Genomic DNA, 17,545 nt, shown 5'->3' with positions numbered 1-17,545 from the left:
AGACCAGCAGATCATTTTGGAGGTATTGGGTGAGCGCTATCGGCAAATTTATTCCTAAATCAGGTGCGGAATGTCGGTTGGCGGTGTAGTCTCCCGAATGGAGATGGCGGGCCGCGCAAGCGCGGTGCTGGCGCCATCGAGTCTCAGTCGTCATCGGAGTCGACATCGTGAAGAAGATTGCATCCATGGTTACCAGCCTGCTCATCCTGATGGGCACACCGGCCCTCGCGGGCACCAGCGCCCAGGTGGAATATGGCACAGTGCAAGAGAGCCGCATCCTGACCCAGGAGGCGACGCCCCAGCAGGGTGGAGCACGGCCACTGCGCACCATAGGAGCCGCCGCTCTGGGGGCTGCCGTCGGCAGCCAGTTTGGCGGTGGCTCGGGCCAGACAGTCGCGACTACTGTGGGGGCCGTGGCGGGGGCCGAGGCCTCCCGTCGCCGCCAGGGCAACCAGCAGAGTGTGCAGGGCAAGCAGACGGTCGAGCTGTTGATCAAGACCGAGGCGGGAAAACTGCTCAACGTGAAGCAGGATCAGGATCCCGCGCTCACGTTCAACAAGGGGGACAAGGTTCGCATCCTGACGACGGGAACGGATACCCGGGTCGACAAGTCCGTCTAGGCGCTGCCTGGTGTTGGCCTCCAAACGGTATGGTGTTGCCCCCTTGCCGCGGCCGGATTGTACGATGTTTCATCAAGGGTTTCCTCGGCTCGCAAAAATGCGGTTCAGTGCTGGACGCACGGAGTGCCTTGGCTAAGATAACCGCCTTAACGTTTGGCAAGGGAGGTTGAAATGGAGTTAGTACTAGGCCCATTAGAGGCGCGCGTGATCGGCTGTCTGATAGAGAAAGAGATCTGCACGCCGGATCAGTACCCTCTCTCTCTCAATGCACTGGTCAATGCCTGCAACCAGAAGAGCAATCGCGAACCCGTGCTCGAGCTCGCCGAGCTGGATATCCGCGCCGTCATCGACGAACTGATCCGCCGCCGTCTGGTGGTCAACACTGCCGGTTTCAATGCCCGGGTGCCTCGCTATCAGCACCGTTTCTGCAACACCGAGTTTGGCGAGCTGAAGTTCAGTGCCCAGGAGCTTGGCATCATCTGCGAGCTCTTGCTGCGTGGCCCCCAGACTCCGGGTGAGCTGCGCTCGCGCACCAACCGGCTGTGCAGCTTCGACGATGTGACCGAGGTGGATGCGGTGCTGGCCGGGCTGGTCGAGCGGGGGCCCTATGTGGTCAAGTTGCCCCGGGAGCCGGGCAAGCGGGAATCCCGCTACGCGCACCTGTTCAGTGGCGAGGTGGATCTGCAGGCACTGGCCGACGCGGCGCCCGCTGGCAACCTTGTGTCACCGGCGGCAGACAGACTGGCGGCGCTCGAAGAAGAGGTCGAGCACCTCAAGGGGCAGTTGCAGGGACTGGAAGCCCGTCTGGCCCGGCTGGAAGGCTGAGCCAACAACCTGTTTCCAGAAGGCGCTGCGGCGCCTTTTTTGATGACCGTGCCCCTCCTGCGGCCCGTTGCCCGGTGGCAGGGGCGAGTGCCCTGTCAGCCTTGTCGCGTACCCATCAAAGGCGCCAGCTTTTTTGCACTATTTCGCGCTTAAGGGTCGAGCCGCCGCCGCTTTCCCGTTAAAATTCCGCCTTTGCACTTGCCCGTGAGTTCTGATGTCAGCCTTCACCCTCTCTTCAGATTGCCATGCCCTGCTGTGCGAGCTGCAATTGCAGCGCGCCGCCAGCACTCGTTACCTGCAAGACACCCTCTATGCCCCGGGCGCACCCGGGCGTGCGCTGCTCGACACCCTCGATCAGTTGCAGCAGTGGGGGCTTGTCCGTCAACGAACGGAGCAGCAGTGGAGTCTGACGGCAGAGGGAACCCTGACCCTGATCCTGGCGGTGCGCGCGGGGGAGTGCCCCATGCCGAAGTGGTCCCGCATCCCCTCGGTCACGGGCCTGGAGCGGGCACAGGAGGTGGTGCGCGAGCTCTGTCTGGGAGACGCGGGGCAGATCCCGGCCTATTACCAGAGTGCCGAGCTCCTGAGCCTGCTGGATCTCCCCGATGCTCCCCGCCTGCTGGCAGGCTCCAGCCCCGCCTGGCAGGCCCTGCTGCTCGAGCACTTCGCCCTGCAGGCCCTGCTTGACGCAGAGCCTGACGAGGGCTGGCCGCTGGCAACGCTGGTCACCTCCTGCTCCCCGGCGCTCTCTGGCCAGATCCAGGCTCGCGCCCGAGAATGGGAGTGGCTCTGCGGCCCCTTTGGCGGCGAGGTAACCACTCACTGGCCTGCGCTGCAACAACTGGCGCAGCAGGGGGATGAGCAACCCCTGGCCGAGCGGCTGCTGGGGGCGCTTGGCCAGTGGCAGGGGCAAGAGGCGTCGCCCTGGCCCCGGATGTTCAGCGCCCTGCTCTGGCTCGGCTGGTTGCAGCAGGCGGATCCCGTGCAGGGGAGCGAACAGCGCAAGAAGTGGCAGCGCAGCCTGGGCCATCACTCCCCCCTGCTGGCGGATCTGCTGGGACAGTGGGCGGGCGATCGTCACGGTCAGGCGGTGGGGCTGTTCGATACCCTGCAACTGCCGCTGGAGGAGCTGCACTGGGGCTATCTCTGGCTCGATCTCTGCGCCCTGGCGCGCCACGGCGAGCAGAGCCCCCAGGTGACCATCTTGCACAAGTGGGACCTCTCCCACGTGCTGGACGCCGAGCCCCGGCATCGACTGATGGCCTTCTGCCAGGATCTGCTGCGACTCCTGCTGGGCCGGGAGGCCGCCCATTGGCCCCTGCGCGCGCTGCGTCCTGCTCAAGGGGAGGAAGAGGATGCCACCGAGGAGGAAGGCAAGGCCCCCGCCTCGGCAAGCTGGCTCAACTGGCTGCAGGGGTTGGGACGCTCGAGCGGGGTGCGCAAGCCCCAGGAGCGGCTGGTCTGGCTGCTCCACGCAGAGGGGCCTGAGCTTGAGTGCAAGATCCAGAAGCAGAGCACCAAGGGGGAGTGGACCGCCGGGCGAAGGGTCGATCCGGCTCTGCTTTCCACCCAGTACGCCAGCCTGCTGGACGAGGCGGACTGGGCACTGGTGCGCACCCTGCCGCGCAACATGGGCAAGCTGCCCCGGGATGCCTGGGTGCCCCTGGCAAACCATCCTCGCCTCTTCAATGCCAAGGGGCAGAAGCTGCAACTGGCCGTCAGCGCCCCCCTGCTGCAACTGGTACAGAGCGGGGAGGGCATGAGTGCCAGACTACATCCTGCTCCCGCCGCCCGTGGTGCGCATATCGTCCCCCTGGCTCAGGATTTGTGGCAGCTTATTCTGACACCGCAGGCACTTCTGGACAGATTACCGGCCCTGGAGGCCATTCCGGCATTGCCGCCGGCCGGGCTCGAGGAGCTGCAACGCACGCTGGATGCGATCCCCGATCTTCCCTGGCACAGCCAGGTGGCGGGGCTCAGGGGCAACGCCGAGCTGGCCCCCTGGCCCGGCGTTCCTTCCGTCCTGCTCGACTGGCAGGAGGGGCAGCTCGTGGTCCAGCTGGTGACCCGGGAGGGGGACCTGCCTCCCTTGCCTCTGGGCAAGGGGGAGGCCATCGTGCGCCAGGGTATCCGGGAGTATCACTACTGGCAGCGGGATCTGGCTGCCGAGAAAGAGGATGCCCAGCGCCTTCGCAACCAGTTGCCCATCGGCCTGCCCGGCAACGAGTGGAAGCTGGACGGGGAGCAGGCGCTCACCCTGGTCAACGCCCTGCCCGAGCTGGTGGACGCCGGTGTGGTGGTGCACTGGCACCAGGACAGCGCCCGCCTCAAGAGCCTCGATGAAGCGGCCCTGAGCCTGCGCATCGAGCGGCGTCAGGACTGGTTCCAGGTGGAGGGGGCGCTCTCGCTGGACGAGCACCAGATCCTCGATCTTCGCCTCATCCTGCGCCAGCTGACCCCGGGCCAGCGTACGGTGCAGCTCGACGAGAAGACCAGCCTGATGCTGAGCGACAAGCTGGTGGAACGCCTCACCGTGCTCGGCGCCATGCTGGACAACGAGCAGCGCATCAACAACAAGCTGGCCTATCCACTGGCCCGCCTGCTCTCCGTCATCACCACCGAGGGGGATGCCGCCTGGCAGAACCTTCAGCAGGAGTGGCAGCAGGAGGTGAGCTGTCCCCCCGAGCTGCTGACGGCGCTGCGGGACTATCAGAAGGAAGGGGTACGCTGGATGGCGACCCTGGCCCATCACGGCTTTGGCGCCTGTCTGGCCGATGACATGGGCCTGGGCAAGACCTTGCAGGCCCTCATCGTGCTGCGCATGCGCCAGCACCTGGGCCCGGCGCTGGTGGTGGTGCCCAAGTCAGTGGTCACCAACTGGCAGGAGGAGGTGGCCCGCTTTGCCCCTGAGCTCGAGGTGGTGGTGTTCGACCATCCCGCCGAGCGGGAGACCCTGATCCAGGGGGCCAGGGCCGGACAGATCGTCCTGGTCAACTACGGCATGCTCGGCAGTCTCTCCCAGGCGCTCAAGTCCCGCCGCTGGTCGAGCATGGTGCTGGACGAGGCACAGCAGATCAAGAATGCCGGTACCCAGCGCGCCAAGCTGCTGTTCCAGCTCGACGGGGATTTTCGCCTCGCCCTCTCCGGCACCCCCATCGAGAACCATCTGGGGGAGCTGTGGAGCCTGTTCAGCTTCATCAACCCCGGCCTGCTCGGGAGCCTCGGGGAGTTCAAGCGCCGCTTTGGCAAGGCGGTCAAGGATCCCCAGCACATGGCGATGCTGCGGGCGGTGATCAGCCCCTTCATCCTGCGCCGCCTCAAGCAACAGGTGCTGACGGAGCTGCCGGACAAGACCGAGATCATCCATCACATCAGCCTCTCCCCCGAGGAGCGTCAGCTCTACGAGGCGACCCGGCGCGAGGTGGTGCAGCAGGTGCAAAGTGCCGATGGCCGTGCCCTGATGCATGTGCTGAGCGGCCTGACCCGGCTGCGCCGACTCTGCTGCTCCCCCCAGCTGGTGATGCCGGAGTGGTCCCAGACCAGCAGCAAGCTGGACGAGGCGATGGCGCTGCTGGACGAAGCCATCGACGGCGGCCACCGGGTGCTGGTGTTCAGCCAGTTTGTCGATCTGCTGAGCCTGCTGCGCAGCCGTATCGAGCAGCGGCAGTGGGACTACTGCTATCTGGATGGGGGCTGCTCGGCCAAGTCCCGTCAGGAGTCCATCCTGCGTTTTCGCCACGAAACGGTGCCGCTCTTCCTCATCAGCCTCAAGGCGGGGGGCACGGGCCTCAACCTGACCCAGGCCGACACCGTGCTGCACCTCGATCCCTGGTGGAACCCGGCGGTGGAGGATCAGGCGAGCGATCGGGCGCACCGCATGGGCCAGACCCAGCCGGTGACCGTCTATCGCCTGGTGTGCGAGCAGACGGTGGAGGAGAAGATAGTGGCGCTGCACGACGAGAAGCGGGCACTGGCCGACGGCCTCCTGAGCGGCCAGTCCGAGGTGAAGGGGCTGGATGTGGAGAGCCTGCGGGCACTGCTGATGAGCTGACGGCGATGGGCTGTCGCCCGATGTGACAAGGGGAGCATCCGTGATGCTCCCCTTGTCGTTTGTGGCGGTACCGAGCCTGCACTACCCCTGATAGAGGTAGAGGTGCAGCCGCTCTATGATGGGGTCACCGCCAATCTTGCGATCCCGGCGTGCCTGGCGCAGCTTGGGCGGGTAGTGGCCCAGATGGGTGACGGCCGGCTGGGTATCGGAGCAGAGCAGCAGGGGAAGGCTCGCCTTGATCTGCTGCTTGCGGGGCTCCCTGTCCTGCCAGAGCAGGTTGATCATGGGGTGGGTCTTGACCGGCCTGCGGATCCGCAGGCCGGCATCCGCCGGCAGGCGGCGAATGTCGTATACCTCCTGATCCACCATCTTGCTCCACTCTTCGTTGTCAAAGAGCGCCGGTACATACCGGCGGCTGCGCTCCAGCATCTCCAGTACCTGCTCCCGGCTGAGGCGGCTGATGCTCTGCTTGTCGGCCCAGGTGAAGCCCAGCGAATGGAGATCCCCCTGAAGCCAGGTCAGCTTGCGATAGACCTGCAGGGTGATGACGCCGGGCAGGGCACCGTGCACCAGCTCGAACTTCTCGTCCCGCCCGCCCGCCGCCTGGACCATGGCCTTGAAGGCGAGCTTGTGCGCGTTGATCTCCTCGATGACGGGGGCCAGCTCCCTGGCGCAGGCGGCCGGAAAGCGCAGCCAGCCGGGCAGACGGTGGGTCGCCTTGGTGGAGCAGCCGGGGCGGGCGCTGTGGTCCTGAAAGGCGGCGAGGGTGGCGGCCAGGGCCGCCTCGCCCGAGAGATAGCCCACCTCGATGGCCTCGATGGGCTCATGCTCTTCCCCCTGGGCCACGGCCGGGAGGGGATAGACATGAGCCTCCAGCAGGTCGAGCTGGCCCAGTTGCCGGGCAAGGCGTGCCAGCGACGCCTCCAGCAGGGCCATCTGTTGACGCAGGGCGGCGGTGGGGGTAAAGGTGTCCATCGGCAGATCCTGTGTGTGTGCCGCTCCCCTGTTCAGCATGGTATTGGGACAACGTGGGGAGGCAGCATGATAAACCACTGTATAAATAACCATACCAGTATGATGGCAGGGTGCCAAGTGTCCGGTGCCACCCTGACGATGGGGGTGACATGGGGGCATCCGGTTCAGGTTGCCTGTTCGTATCTTTTTGTTAAATAACGATCTTTTTGCGATCTATTTGTTAACAAACTCTGGTGGCCGAGAGTTTGCACCCTGCTGACTCGCCGTCGTGCTGTGCATAGCTAGCGTGGGAAAGTGCATAGTTAGAAGTGGGTGGCGCAGGAGAAAATGCTGCCAGGCTGACAGGGGGAAAGTTTCAGCATTATTTCATTTTAAAATCATATGTTTATGACTCTTTCCTTAGCGATATCAACCATTACTTTTACTAATGTTATGTATCAAAATTCGTCAATTGAGGCACTTCCCCGCCCTGACTAAGCTTTGCGCATCAAATCCGAGCCTTGCGCAGAACTAGAGAGAGGAGCCATATCATGGCCAACATGACTTATACCGAAGCCGGTTACCAGCATTCCAGCGAATCGAATCTGGTTGCTCGCGTCAAGATGACCGTCCTGACCTGGCTGGAACGCAGCCGCAGCCGTCGCCAGCTCTCCGAGCTGCCCGCCTACCTGCTCAAGGACATCGGTCTGAACGAAGCCGACCGCTATCAAGAGACCACCAAGCCGTTCTGGCGTGGTTGATCAGCCGGGCATGGATGCCTTGTTTTTCTGCTGATACCAGGGGCATGATGCCCACCAGTCTGCCGAAGGCATGCTGCCTTCACCTGCCGATACCCGTTCACCGCTTTCCCTCTCCCGTGTTTCCCCCCGCTTGATCCTGTTGCATGAGTTGTCACTCATTTTCGCCACTTTTGTATTCTTACTGTTTGAATTTGTTTAAAAACTGATTTTAAGCCCGGTTGCCTTGCGTATAATCCGGCCATGGCATTCCAGACTAAAGGGTGAGACGGATGATTCCCCAGCATGACTTTTTGGCCCTGACGCGCCGCCATGAGTGGCAGCTCGAGCCTTTCGCCTTCAATCTGACCGACGGTACCCGGGTGAGCGTGTGGGATACCGGCGTGATCTGCCTGGAACCCGCTTCCGAGGCGGGGCAACCTGGGCACAAGGACATCGTCCTCTCCTGCGGCATCCACGGCAACGAGACCGCCCCCATCGAGATCTGCAACCAGTTGCTGACCCGGTTGCTCGCAGAGGAGCTCAAGGTTCGTCACCGGGTGCTCTTCCTCTTTGGCAACCCCGCCGCCATGAACCAGGGGGTGAGGGAGGTGGAAGAGAACATGAACCGCCTCTTCTCGGGCGCCCACAGCAAGGGGGAGGGGCTGTGCAACCGGGAGCGCATCCGCGCCATGCGTCTGGAGCAGTATGTGAGCCGCTTCTTTGCCGACTCGGGCAGGCCCCGTTACCACTACGATCTGCATACCGCCATTCGCGGCTCGCGCCACGAGAAGTTTGCCGTCTATCCCTTCCCCCACGAACGCCCCCACTGCAAGGAGCAGGTACGTTTCCTCGGTGCCTGCGGCGTGCGCACCATACTGCTCTCGAGCGGCCCGACCACCACCTTCAGCTATTACAGCTCGCACCAGCACGGCGCCCATGCCTTTACGGTGGAGCTGGGCAAGGTGCGGCCCTTCGGTGAAAACGACATGACCCGCTTCATCGAGGTGCGCCAGACATTGCAGGAGCTGGTGACCCGGGATGAGGTGGCCCTCGAGCCCTGGCGAGCCGATGACTTCACCCTTTTTGCCATAGATCGGGTGATCAACAAGCAGTCGGAGCAGTTCCGCTTCCTGTTTGCCAGCGATGTGGACAATTTCACCGAATTTCCCCAGGGTTTTGTGCTGGCAGAAGATGGGGATCGGCAATACAGGGTAGAGAAACCGCGGGAGGCGGTGGTCTTCCCCAACGCCAACGTGGCCATCGGACAGCGCACCATGCTGCTGGTGGTACCCACCCGTTTGTGGGAGTGAATTGACGCCTTTTTGTCATGCTGATCCTGCGCCACGGGCGGTGGCAAGCAGCATGGCGGTGATGGGCGTGATCCCGAACTCGATATGACAGGGAGCCTGAACAGGCTCCCTTCTTTGTTTCTGCTCGCCGAAAATTCCGATTACCTTCGAAAATAAAAGAAGTTTCTACTGGTCTTACCTGGATGAATCTCGTTGCCCTTTGATTAACATGTTGTTTACATTTTAAATGTCACCTCATGGTGGTGACGCTGACAACGGCAAGGAGCCAGTTATGACCCATGTCGACATCCCCTTCCTTCGTTACCTCGATGAGGAGGGGCGCCCGGTCGCGACACTGCCGACCTGGCTGGACAAGGCGATGCTGCACACCTTCTACCGCAACATGGTGATGGTGCGCAGTTACGACAAGAAAGCGATAGCACTGCAGCGAACCGGCAAACTCGGCACCTTTCCTTCCCATCTCGGGGCGGAAGCGGTGGGGATCGGGGTCGGGCTCGCCATGCAGCCAGAGGATGTCTATGTGCCCTACTACCGGGACATGCCCACTCTCTACGTGAGGGGCGTGCCCATGGAGCAGAACCTGCAGTATTGGGGCGGCGATGAACGGGGCAGTGTCTTCTACAAGGCCGATGGCGAGTTGTCGGAAGACTTGCCCATCTGCGTTCCCATCGCCACCCAGATCACCCATGCTGCCGGCATCGCGGCCGCCTTCAAGCTGCGCAACCAGCCCAGGGTCGCCGTGGTGACCATCGGCGATGGCGGCACCTCCAAGGGAGACTTTCTCGAGGGGCTCAACTGTGCCGGTGTCTGGCATCTCCCCATGGTGATGATCATCAACAACAACCAGTGGGCCATCTCGGTGCCGCGCAAGTTGCAGTCGAGCGCGCCCACCCTGGCCCAGAAGGGCATAGGAGCCGGGGTGCGCAGCCTTCAGGTGGACGGCAATGACGTGGTGGCGGTCTATGAGGCGACCCGCGCCGCCGTCGAGCGGGCTCGCAGCGGCAAGGGGCCGACGCTCATCGAAGCCGTCAGCTACCGGCTCGGGGATCACACCACCGCCGATGATGCGACTCGCTATCGTGACGGCGCCGAGGTGGAAGCGGCCTGGGCCAGGGAACCGGTCAAGCGGCTGCGCCAGTTCATGTTTGAACGGGGTTGGTGGGACGAGCAGCAGGAACAGGCGCTGCTGGCAGAGGCGGGCCGGGAAGTGGAACGCGCCGTTGCCGCCTACGAGGCCATCACGCCCCAGGCGCCGGAGACCCTGCTCGATTACCAGTTTGCCGAGCTGCCGAAGGCCTATCTTGCCCAGCGCCAGCGCATCATCGCCAAGGGTATGCAGCAGAGCGGGGAGGGACTATGAGCGATATCACGCTGCTCGAAGCGATCAATCTGGCGTTGCACCACGAGATGGCACGCGATCCTGATGTGGTGGTACTGGGGGAGGATGTGGGGGTCAACGGCGGTGTGTTTCGCGCCACCGTGGGGCTTCGCGATAAATTCGGGTTCAAGCGGGTCATCGATACGCCGCTGGCCGAAGGACTCATCGCCGGTGTGGCGGTGGGCATGGCGACCCAGGGGCTCAAACCCGTGGCCGAATTCCAGTTCCAGGGCTTCATCTTCCCGGGCATGGAGCAGATCATCTGCCAGGCGGCGCGGATGCGAAACCGGACCCGTGGCCGCGTCACCTGTCCCATCGTTTACCGCTCCCCCTATGGTGCCGGCATCCATTCGCCCGAGCACCACAGCGAGAGCGTCGAGGCCCTGTTTGCCCATATCCCCGGGCTGCGGGTCGTTATCCCTTCGAGCCCGAAGCGGGCTTACGGCCTGCTGCTGTCGGCCATTCGGGATCCGGATCCCGTGATGTTCTTCGAGCCGGATCGCATCTATCGCTCCATGAAGTCGGATGTGGTGGATGACGGCATCGGCCTGCCGCTGGATGTCTGCTTCACCCTGCGTCCCGGCCGGGACATCACTGTGGTGGCCTGGGGAGCCTGCATCCAGGAAGTCATGCGGGCGGCGAACCTGCTGGCGGAGCAGGACATCCAGTGCGAGGTGCTGGATCTTGCCACCATCAAACCCCTGGACATGGAGAGCATCCTGACCTCGGTACGCAAGACCGGGAGGTTGCTGGTAGTACACGAAGCCTGTGGCAGTTTTGGGGTGGGGGCCGAAATCGTGTCCCAGGTGACCGAAGAGGCGATGACTGCCCTCAAGGCGCCGCCAAGACGCCTCACCGGCGTGGATGCCGCCGTCCCCTACTATCGCAACGAGGAGTATTACCTCATCACCGAGCAGGAGATCGCGCAGGCAGCTCGGCAACTGATGGAGAACCAGTGGCTATGACGCGCGACAGGTACGGATGCGCAAGTGCCTGGGCCACAGGGCTCCATGGTGTCTGTCAATGTTTGGTGATGTCCCAGCAGAGGGAGAGCAGGTCATGAAATTTTTCAAATTGCCGGATCTGGGCGAAGGACTGGCCGAGGCCGAGATCGTCGAGTGGAAGGTGAGCGCCGGTGATACGGTGCAGGTAGATCAGGTGCTGCTGTCGGTGGAGACGGCCAAGGCGCTGGTGGATGTGCCCTCGCCGGTGGCCGGGGTCATCGCCAGATTGTGCGGGCAGGAGGGGGACATCCTCCACATCGGGGCACCGCTGGTGGAGTTTGAAGGGGGCGAGGATGACGGCACCGTCGTTGGCAAGGTCAGCGCCCATCAGCAGCATATCGAGGATCATTTCGTGGTGGGGGCCATGGCGCCCGGCGGCACGCTGGTGCAAGCCATGCCAGCGGTCCGTCTGCTGGCGCAAAAACTGGGGCTGGATATCGACAAGGTCAAGGGAACCGGCAGCGCTGGCATGGTGACCGAGCAGGATGTGCAGCAGGCGTTCGAGGCCCAGCAGGAGAGCGGCAACGAATTCCTGAAAGGCTCGCGCCGGGCCATGGCCAAGGCGATGGAGCTCTCGCACCGGACTGTGGTGCCGGTGAGCATCACCGACGAAGTGGACTTGCGCCACTGGCGCCCGGATGAAGATGTGACAGTGCGCCTTATCAAGGCGATCGGCGTGGCGTGTCGGGCCGAACCCTCCATGAATGCGTGGTTTGACGGAGAGACCCTGTCGCGGCGTCTGTTCAGGGAGGTCAATGTGGCCATCGCGGTTGACTCCAAGCATGGGCTCTATGTGCCCGTGATGGAGAACGTGGCTGAACGGGACTCGGCTGACATACGGCAGGGACTGGATCGGATGATCGCCGATGTGAAGGCCCGTGCCGTGCCGCGGGAAATGCTGCAGGGGGCAACCATCACCCTCACCAACTTTGGCGCCATCGCAGGCCGTTACGCCAGCCCCATCGTCACACCACCCCAGGTGGCCATCATAGGAGCGGGCAAGTTGTTCGAGAAGGTGGTGTTCATCCACGGCGAGGCGCGCCCGGTGCGTGCACTTCCCCTGTCGATGACGTTTGACCACAGAGCCTGCACCGGTGGAGAGGCGGCTCGCTTCCTCAAAGCCTTGGTCCAGGCACTGGAGTCGGCACAGGTCTAAACCGCTGTACCCCGCCGCTGGCGGGGTACAAATTTGTTTGCGTAATCGACAAAGGCACGTATAATCTCAACCAGCTTGAAAGGGCGATAGTTATGTCAATGAATATGATGTTTTACATCTTTTCCTGTTGTTCATAAGTAATCCCGTTTTTTGAGCTTTACCCGCTGAAAAGCATAAGTAATTATTTTGAATACAGGTTTAAAGATATGTCTAACATGATCACCGGTACCGTTAAGTTTTTCAACGAAACCAAAGGTTTTGGCTTCATCCAGCAAGAAAACGGCCCGGACGTTTTCGTTCACTTCAGCGCCATCCAAGGTAACGGCTTCCGTACCCTGGCTGAAGGTCAGCGCGTACAGTTCTCTGTGACCCAAGGTCAAAAAGGCCCGCAGGCTGAGAACGTAACTGCTCTGTAATTCTTGCAGAATTTAAGAAAGCCGTGGTACCTCTGGTGCCACGGCTTTTTGTTTTCATGGCTTCATCAATACGCGTCATGACCCTGCTCGCATCCCTCTTGCTGACCGTGGCGTTGACCGGTCAGGCCAGCCCGCCAACGCCGGATCCTGCGGTGAATGATGCCGTGTCCGTGTGTCAACAGTTTGTACATGTTCGTCTGGGAAACGCGGTGAAACCCGATGAGATCAGGGTACAGCCGGTGCCAAAACGGGCGGGAGAGTGGCTGGTCGATGGCAAGATAAAAGGACCCGAAGGTCCTTTGCTGTTTGCTTGTCTGCTGCGACAAGGAGAGCGCTGGGAGTTGCTCAACTTCTCGCTCTGGGCACCACAACCGCTCAATTCGGCTTGAGTGCGACCAGCAGGTGTTGGAGATGCTCCAGCATGGTCATGCCGAAAGGGGTCAGATAGCCGCCATCTGCTGCGGTGATCAGGCCCTGGCTGTGCAGGCGCGCTGCCGCCTGGCAAAGCGCTTCCGACATGTCGCTGCGCAGCTTGATCCCCAGGCTCATGTTGGCCGGATCAAAACACGCCAGTATTTTCAGCTCATTCACAAAATCGTCAGAAACCTGGTTGATCCCACTCATGGATGCACTCCTTACGCTAAAGATGTATGCAACCTAGCATCCCCGGTGCCTCTTTAGTGGGCGCTGGCTCAAACAATTGGCCTTTATCGGGGCCGCTCTGGTTCAAACGCTGCTTTTTTGGACGCTATCTATCACCGGCCCGGCTGGACGCAAACGCCCCCAGCAAGGCAAACATGCTAGAATGGCACCCTCGTTCACCCTCATGACCAGGCGTGATGCCAGGTCATCTTGTTCAAGGCGCGTCTCATGATCACTGTTACTCTGGTCTCTCTGCTGCACTCTCTGGGTCCCCGTTTTCCTGTTTATGCTCCCTCCTTGCTGCTCCCTCTCCTGGCGCAACATCAAGGAGATCTCTGGCTGCCGGCCATTCGTGGGGAAGACGTGACAACCCTGCGTCAGCATGGCAAGGATGCCCAGAGTCTGGCTACCTTGTCGGCAGGCTGGTGTGAATTCGCGGCCCAGAGCAAAGAGACGCCGGAGCTCGATGCGCTGGCAAGTTACGATGAGGAGATGCTGGACAACCTGCAGATGTACTGGCGCCACCCGAGCAAGATAAACAGCCCGATCACCGATAACCTGTTCGAGCTGCGCCGTGAGGTGGTGGACGAGGCCCATGGCGGCAAGCTGGTTGCTGCCTGGAGTGCCGCCCAGCAAGCACGGCTTGAGCAGATCATGGTGGGGGTCGCTGCGGGGCGGGATCAGCTCTGCTTTGTGGAGGTGGAGTCCGCCTATTGGCTGAGGGAGCGACTGGGTGAGACCGCGGGACTCCGGCTGTTGACCCCCGAGCTGGGGTGAGGCGATGGAAAGACGGATGACCTATTACTCCTGCTGGACAAGGGGTCGGCAAGATGTGAACATGTCGCCCTTTATTGAACGAGAGACTTGACCGATGAGCTATGAACTTAGCGACACCGAGCGCAATGCCGCGCTGCAACTGAACGCCGATTACCGCTTTGATCACTTCATCAGCAAGCTGGTCGAGCACGAAGAGCTGTTTGTCCTGACCGACGAACACGGCGTCATGATGCTGACGACCGAAGAGGAAGATTGCATCCCGGTATGGCCGCATCCCGACTACGCCAAGGCCTGGGCCGAAGGGGAGTGGGCCGAGTGCAAGCCGCAGTCCATCACCCTCAAGGTGTGGCTGGATCGCTGGGTGGACGGCATGGAGCAGGATGATCTCTGCGTGGCCGTGTTCCCGACGCCGGATCAGGAAGGCATTGTGCTGGACCCGGCCGACGTCGCCGACGCCATTGCGCAAAAGCAGGCCAAACGCAGCTGAATGCCCTCTGCCTGGTGCCATCCCGGTTGTAACAAAGACCCCGCCAATGTGCGGGGTCTTTTGTTTTAGGGCTGACGGTGCCAGCTGCCCTATTTTTGCTGGTAGGTGGTATCCGTGATGGTCACTGGCGGGAAGGTCTGCCCCCCTTTGATGGCGGCCCGGGTCTGCGCCTTTGCCGCTTCGTCAATCCAGAGCAGGCCGCCGAAGCTGTAACCCGAGTTGGAGCCGTCGAGGGGCCAGTAGAGCAAGTCGCTCTGGGGTGTTGCCGGCACCTTGGGCAGGCGTATCCAGCGCCAGGCGCCGGCCCGGGTATAGGGCACCTGATAGGCGGGGACGAAGCTGGCTAGCTCATAGAGTCGCTGCTGGATCTGGCGGGAGAGGTCGGCCTTCTTGCCGAAATCGAACGCCTTGTCGTATTGCTCCACCAGGGCCGAGATCCTGTCGTCATCGATGTTCATGATGTTGTTGGTCTGGGGCTTGTTGGCATTGACCCTGTGGAAGTGTTCCCAATAGGCGGGATAACGACCACCGCTCCAGGCCATCCAGGCACTCTGGTGTTTTTTCTCCAGCATGGATTTGAAGCCGGCAGACGCATCCATCAGATTGAGCTCGAGGTTGAGCCCCGCCTTTTTCGCCTCTTCCCGCAGCAGGGTGAGACGCTGGGCATGTTCCGCCGTGGTGTAGGTGATGCTGAGGGAGAGGGGCTGGTCCTTGTCATTTCGCAAGATGCCATCCGGCCCGGTCTTGGTGAAGCCCGCCTTGGCAAAGAATTCGCGAGCAAGGGCGGGATCGAAGGGGCGCGCCTTGAGGTCGGTATTGGTGAAATCACCCTGGCCCGAGCCATAGGTGTTGAGACGCTGGTAGTCCCCCCGCAGCAGGGTCGCGATCATCTTGTCCAGGGCGAGGGCGTGCTGGATGCCGAGTCTGACGTCGAGATTGCTCAGCAAGGGATCGGCGGTGTTGAGATAGAGCCCCATGGGGGGCTGAGGCGTCTGGTTGTAGAACCAGAGCCGCTCGATATAGCCCTTCTCGAATTCGGCGGTCTTGCTCTTGTCGTGCCACCAGTTGGGCATCACGAGGGGGAAGGTGTCGAGCTCACCGCGCAGGAAGTGCTGCCAGGCGATGTTCTGATCCCTGAGCACCTTGATCTCGATGCGATCCGGATTGAAGCGGTGCTGGAAGTAGCGCTCGTCGTTCCCCCACCAATCCTTGACCCGGTCGAAGGTCACCGACTTGCCCTTCCTGAGCTCGCCAATCTGGTAGGGGCCGGTGACCGGCAGCACCTTCCAGTTGTACTCCTTGACCCAGTTGGCGGTCAGCTTGATGGCGTGGCTGGGCTCCGGGGTGAAGGGGAGAGCTTCGAGCAGATCTTCCCGGCTCTTCTCGGTGCCGCTGGTGATGGCGAGGGTGTGATCGTCAAACTTGGTCACTTCGCTTATCTGGGTGCTGTAGTAGTTGTTGTACCAGGGGTCGTTGATCTCCTTGCTGCGCATCATCTTGAGGGTGAAGACCCAGTCATCCGCAGTGACGGGCTGGCCGTCCGACCAGCGGGCCTTGGGGTTGATACGAAAATAGAGCGTCTTGTTATCCGCGCCGAAAGCCCACTGGTTGGCCAGCATGGGGATGGGATTGCGCGTCACGGGATGGGTGCTCAGGAGCGGCAGGTTGGTCTCGCGCACGTAGGCCGCAAAGCCGCCGTTGGAATCCGGTCCGTATTTGCGCAAGGTGAGCGGAAAGCTCGACATGAAATCCCGGAAGGTGCCGCCTCGCTTGGCCTCGGGGTCTGCATAGACGGGATCGGTGTCGTTGTTCTCCCATTTGAGATCTGCCGGCAGGGTGGCACTCCAGCCGAACGGGCTCCAGCAGAAGGGGAGCAGCATGGCCGTGACCCGCATGATGCCTGGTAAAGAGGGGATGATCGAAAATGACGGATGACGCATGTCCTTGCTCTCCTGATGATGGCGTCCTGCCGAAATAACGGGGTGGGCCCAAGAGGGCCTGACCCATGATGGGAAGTTTCCCGGGCGAGGTCAATCCTCGGTTTGGGTCTTCAAGAAGCGCATCTTGCCCCCCAGCAGATGCACCACGAAGCCGAGCAACACCAGACCCGAGCCCAGCCATTGCAGGGGAGTGGGGTGTTCATCGAGCAGCAGGGCGGCGGCCACCATGCCGACACAGGGCACCAGCAGGGAGAGGGGGGCAACCTGGGCCACCGGATAGCGCATCAGCAGCCTCCCCCACAGGCCATAACCGAGCCAGGTGGCGATAAACGAGAGATAGAGCACGCACAAGACGCCCTGCCAACGGATGTTGAGCAGGCTGCTTGCGATGAGTTCGGGCCCCTCGAACAGCCAGGAGAGCGCGAAGAAGGGCAGGATGGGCACCAGCCCGCCCCAGGCGACCAGGCTCGGCAGAGAGGTGCGATAGCGCAGACCTATCTGGCGATTGATGACGTTGCCAAGGCCCCAGCAGGCGGCTGCGCACAGCGTCAGCACAAACCCGATGAGGGTGAGGTTGCCCTCGCCATGGGTGGCAATGAGATAAAGACCTGCTCCCGCCAGCGGCAGTGCCACCCAGTGGTGGGGCTGCCAGCGCTCTCCGAGCCAGATCATGGCGAACAGCAGGGTGAAGACCACCTGGGATTGCAGCACCAGGGAGGCCATGCCGGCGGGCATGCCGAATTTCATGGCGCAGAACAGGAAGGCAAACTGGCCCAGGCTGATCGCACCGCCATAGGCCAGCAGCCAGCGCCAGGGCATGGCAGGCCTGGGGACCAGCAGAATGGCCGGGAAGACGACTCCGACGAAACGCAGTGCTCCCAGCAGCAGTGGGGGGATGCCTTCCAGCCCCCACTTGATGGCGACGAAGTTGAGTCCCCAGCAGAGAATGACCAGGGCGGCCAGACACTTGTCCTTGGTTTGCATGCGGCATCCTTGTTTGAGCGGCGCCCGCACGGCAGGGCGCCGAAGGGGTCGAGCATACCTGCTACAGGGTGGGCACCGTCAAGGGCGCAGGTGTCTACCTGCACACCGGGCGAGCGCGGGCGGGCTAAGCTAAAAAGTGAGCGCCCCGATTGACGGGTTGGCGTCGATGGCTAACCGGAGGTATTCCATCTTAAATGCGAAAGGGGACTCCCTCCGACGTAGGTGGGAGGGGAATTTCGCCGGGGCGTCAGCCCCGCTGGT

Annotated in this window: 16 protein-coding genes; 12 read left to right on the top strand and 4 right to left on the bottom strand. The window is 62.2% G+C overall.

The window, feature by feature from the left end:
* The first annotated feature begins 167 nt into the window (after positions 1-167).
* From PG896_RS18275 to PG896_RS18265, 3 genes are all read left to right on the top strand, one after another.
* The gene (locus PG896_RS18275; protein WP_114522947.1) at positions 168-620 is read left to right on the top strand and encodes a glycine zipper 2TM domain-containing protein; all 453 of its coding nucleotides are present in this window, start codon (positions 168-170) and stop codon (positions 618-620) included.
* Positions 621-791: 171 nt separating this feature from the next.
* On the top strand, positions 792-1,445 hold the full coding sequence (locus tag PG896_RS18270) for a YceH family protein (RefSeq protein WP_113979110.1): 654 nt from the start codon (positions 792-794) through the stop codon (positions 1,443-1,445).
* A gap of 214 nt (positions 1,446-1,659) precedes the next feature.
* Positions 1,660-5,496 carry a DEAD/DEAH box helicase gene (locus tag PG896_RS18265; RefSeq protein ID WP_270836046.1) on the top strand — a complete coding sequence of 1,279 codons (3,837 nt, stop codon included), beginning with the start codon at positions 1,660-1,662 and terminating at the stop codon, positions 5,494-5,496.
* Between the two features lie 81 nt (positions 5,497-5,577).
* Here the strand turns inward: PG896_RS18265 and PG896_RS18260 are convergent, their stop codons facing one another.
* Positions 5,578-6,471, bottom strand: a complete 894-nt coding sequence (locus tag PG896_RS18260) for a DNA replication terminus site-binding protein (RefSeq protein ID WP_103261376.1) — start codon at positions 6,469-6,471, stop codon at positions 5,578-5,580.
* Positions 6,472-7,001: 530 nt separating this feature from the next.
* Here PG896_RS18260 and PG896_RS18255 point away from each other — a divergent pair.
* The 7 genes from PG896_RS18255 (at position 7,002) to PG896_RS18225 (ending at position 12,843) form a co-directional block, all read left to right on the top strand.
* Positions 7,002-7,211, top strand: coding sequence for a DUF1127 domain-containing protein (locus PG896_RS18255; RefSeq protein ID WP_010675316.1), 210 nt, complete (start codon positions 7,002-7,004; stop codon positions 7,209-7,211).
* Between the two features lie 269 nt (positions 7,212-7,480).
* Positions 7,481-8,500: a succinylglutamate desuccinylase gene (astE, locus tag PG896_RS18250; protein ID WP_041213176.1), complete on the top strand. Its 1,020-nt coding sequence runs from the start codon at positions 7,481-7,483 to the stop codon at positions 8,498-8,500.
* A 271-nt stretch (positions 8,501-8,771) separates the two neighbouring features.
* Complete coding sequence (gene pdhA / locus PG896_RS18245; protein ID WP_041214862.1) at positions 8,772-9,860, top strand: pyruvate dehydrogenase (acetyl-transferring) E1 component subunit alpha; 1,089 nt, start codon at positions 8,772-8,774, stop codon at positions 9,858-9,860.
* Positions 9,857-10,843, top strand: coding sequence for an alpha-ketoacid dehydrogenase subunit beta (locus PG896_RS18240; RefSeq protein WP_052814703.1), 987 nt, complete (start codon positions 9,857-9,859; stop codon positions 10,841-10,843). The genes pdhA and PG896_RS18240 overlap by 4 nt, the downstream gene beginning before the upstream one ends.
* 94 nt (positions 10,844-10,937) lie before the next feature.
* Entirely contained in the window at positions 10,938-12,038 is a 1,101-nt protein-coding gene (locus tag PG896_RS18235) for a dihydrolipoamide acetyltransferase family protein (protein WP_053288328.1), read from the top strand.
* 206 nt (positions 12,039-12,244) lie between these two features.
* Positions 12,245-12,454 carry a cold-shock protein gene (locus PG896_RS18230; RefSeq protein WP_005302803.1) on the top strand — a complete coding sequence of 70 codons (210 nt, stop codon included), beginning with the start codon at positions 12,245-12,247 and terminating at the stop codon, positions 12,452-12,454.
* Positions 12,455-12,531: 77 nt separating this feature from the next.
* Entirely contained in the window at positions 12,532-12,843 is a 312-nt protein-coding gene (locus PG896_RS18225) for a hypothetical protein (protein ID WP_103260431.1), read from the top strand.
* On the opposite strand, the gene PG896_RS18220 is transcribed toward PG896_RS18225, so the two are convergent.
* On the bottom strand, positions 12,830-13,078 hold the full coding sequence (locus tag PG896_RS18220) for a TIGR02647 family protein (RefSeq protein ID WP_010675310.1): 249 nt from the start codon (positions 13,076-13,078) through the stop codon (positions 12,830-12,832). The genes PG896_RS18225 and PG896_RS18220 overlap by 14 nt on opposite strands.
* Positions 13,079-13,324: 246 nt before the next feature.
* On the opposite strand from PG896_RS18220, the gene PG896_RS18215 reads away from it, so the two are divergent.
* Complete coding sequence (locus PG896_RS18215; protein ID WP_045524136.1) at positions 13,325-13,873, top strand: hypothetical protein; 549 nt, start codon at positions 13,325-13,327, stop codon at positions 13,871-13,873.
* Positions 13,874-13,967: 94 nt separating this feature from the next.
* Entirely contained in the window at positions 13,968-14,360 is a 393-nt protein-coding gene (locus PG896_RS18210) for a DUF2750 domain-containing protein (RefSeq protein WP_039040225.1), read from the top strand.
* 89 nt (positions 14,361-14,449) lie between these two features.
* Here the strand turns inward: PG896_RS18210 and PG896_RS18205 are convergent, their stop codons facing one another.
* Both PG896_RS18205 and PG896_RS18200 read right to left on the bottom strand, forming a co-directional pair.
* On the bottom strand, positions 14,450-16,255 hold the full coding sequence (locus tag PG896_RS18205) for an extracellular solute-binding protein (RefSeq protein WP_442866201.1): 1,806 nt from the start codon (positions 16,253-16,255) through the stop codon (positions 14,450-14,452).
* Between the two features lie 135 nt (positions 16,256-16,390).
* The gene (locus PG896_RS18200) at positions 16,391-17,284 is read right to left on the bottom strand and encodes an EamA family transporter (protein WP_010675306.1); all 894 of its coding nucleotides are present in this window, start codon (positions 17,282-17,284) and stop codon (positions 16,391-16,393) included.
* Between the last annotated feature and the right edge of the window lie 261 nt (positions 17,285-17,545).

Source organism: Aeromonas sp. QDB30, from assembly GCF_027707645.1.
Classification (GTDB): domain Bacteria; phylum Pseudomonadota; class Gammaproteobacteria; order Enterobacterales; family Aeromonadaceae; genus Aeromonas; species Aeromonas caviae.
This window is presented reverse-complemented; position numbering and strand designations above follow the sequence as displayed.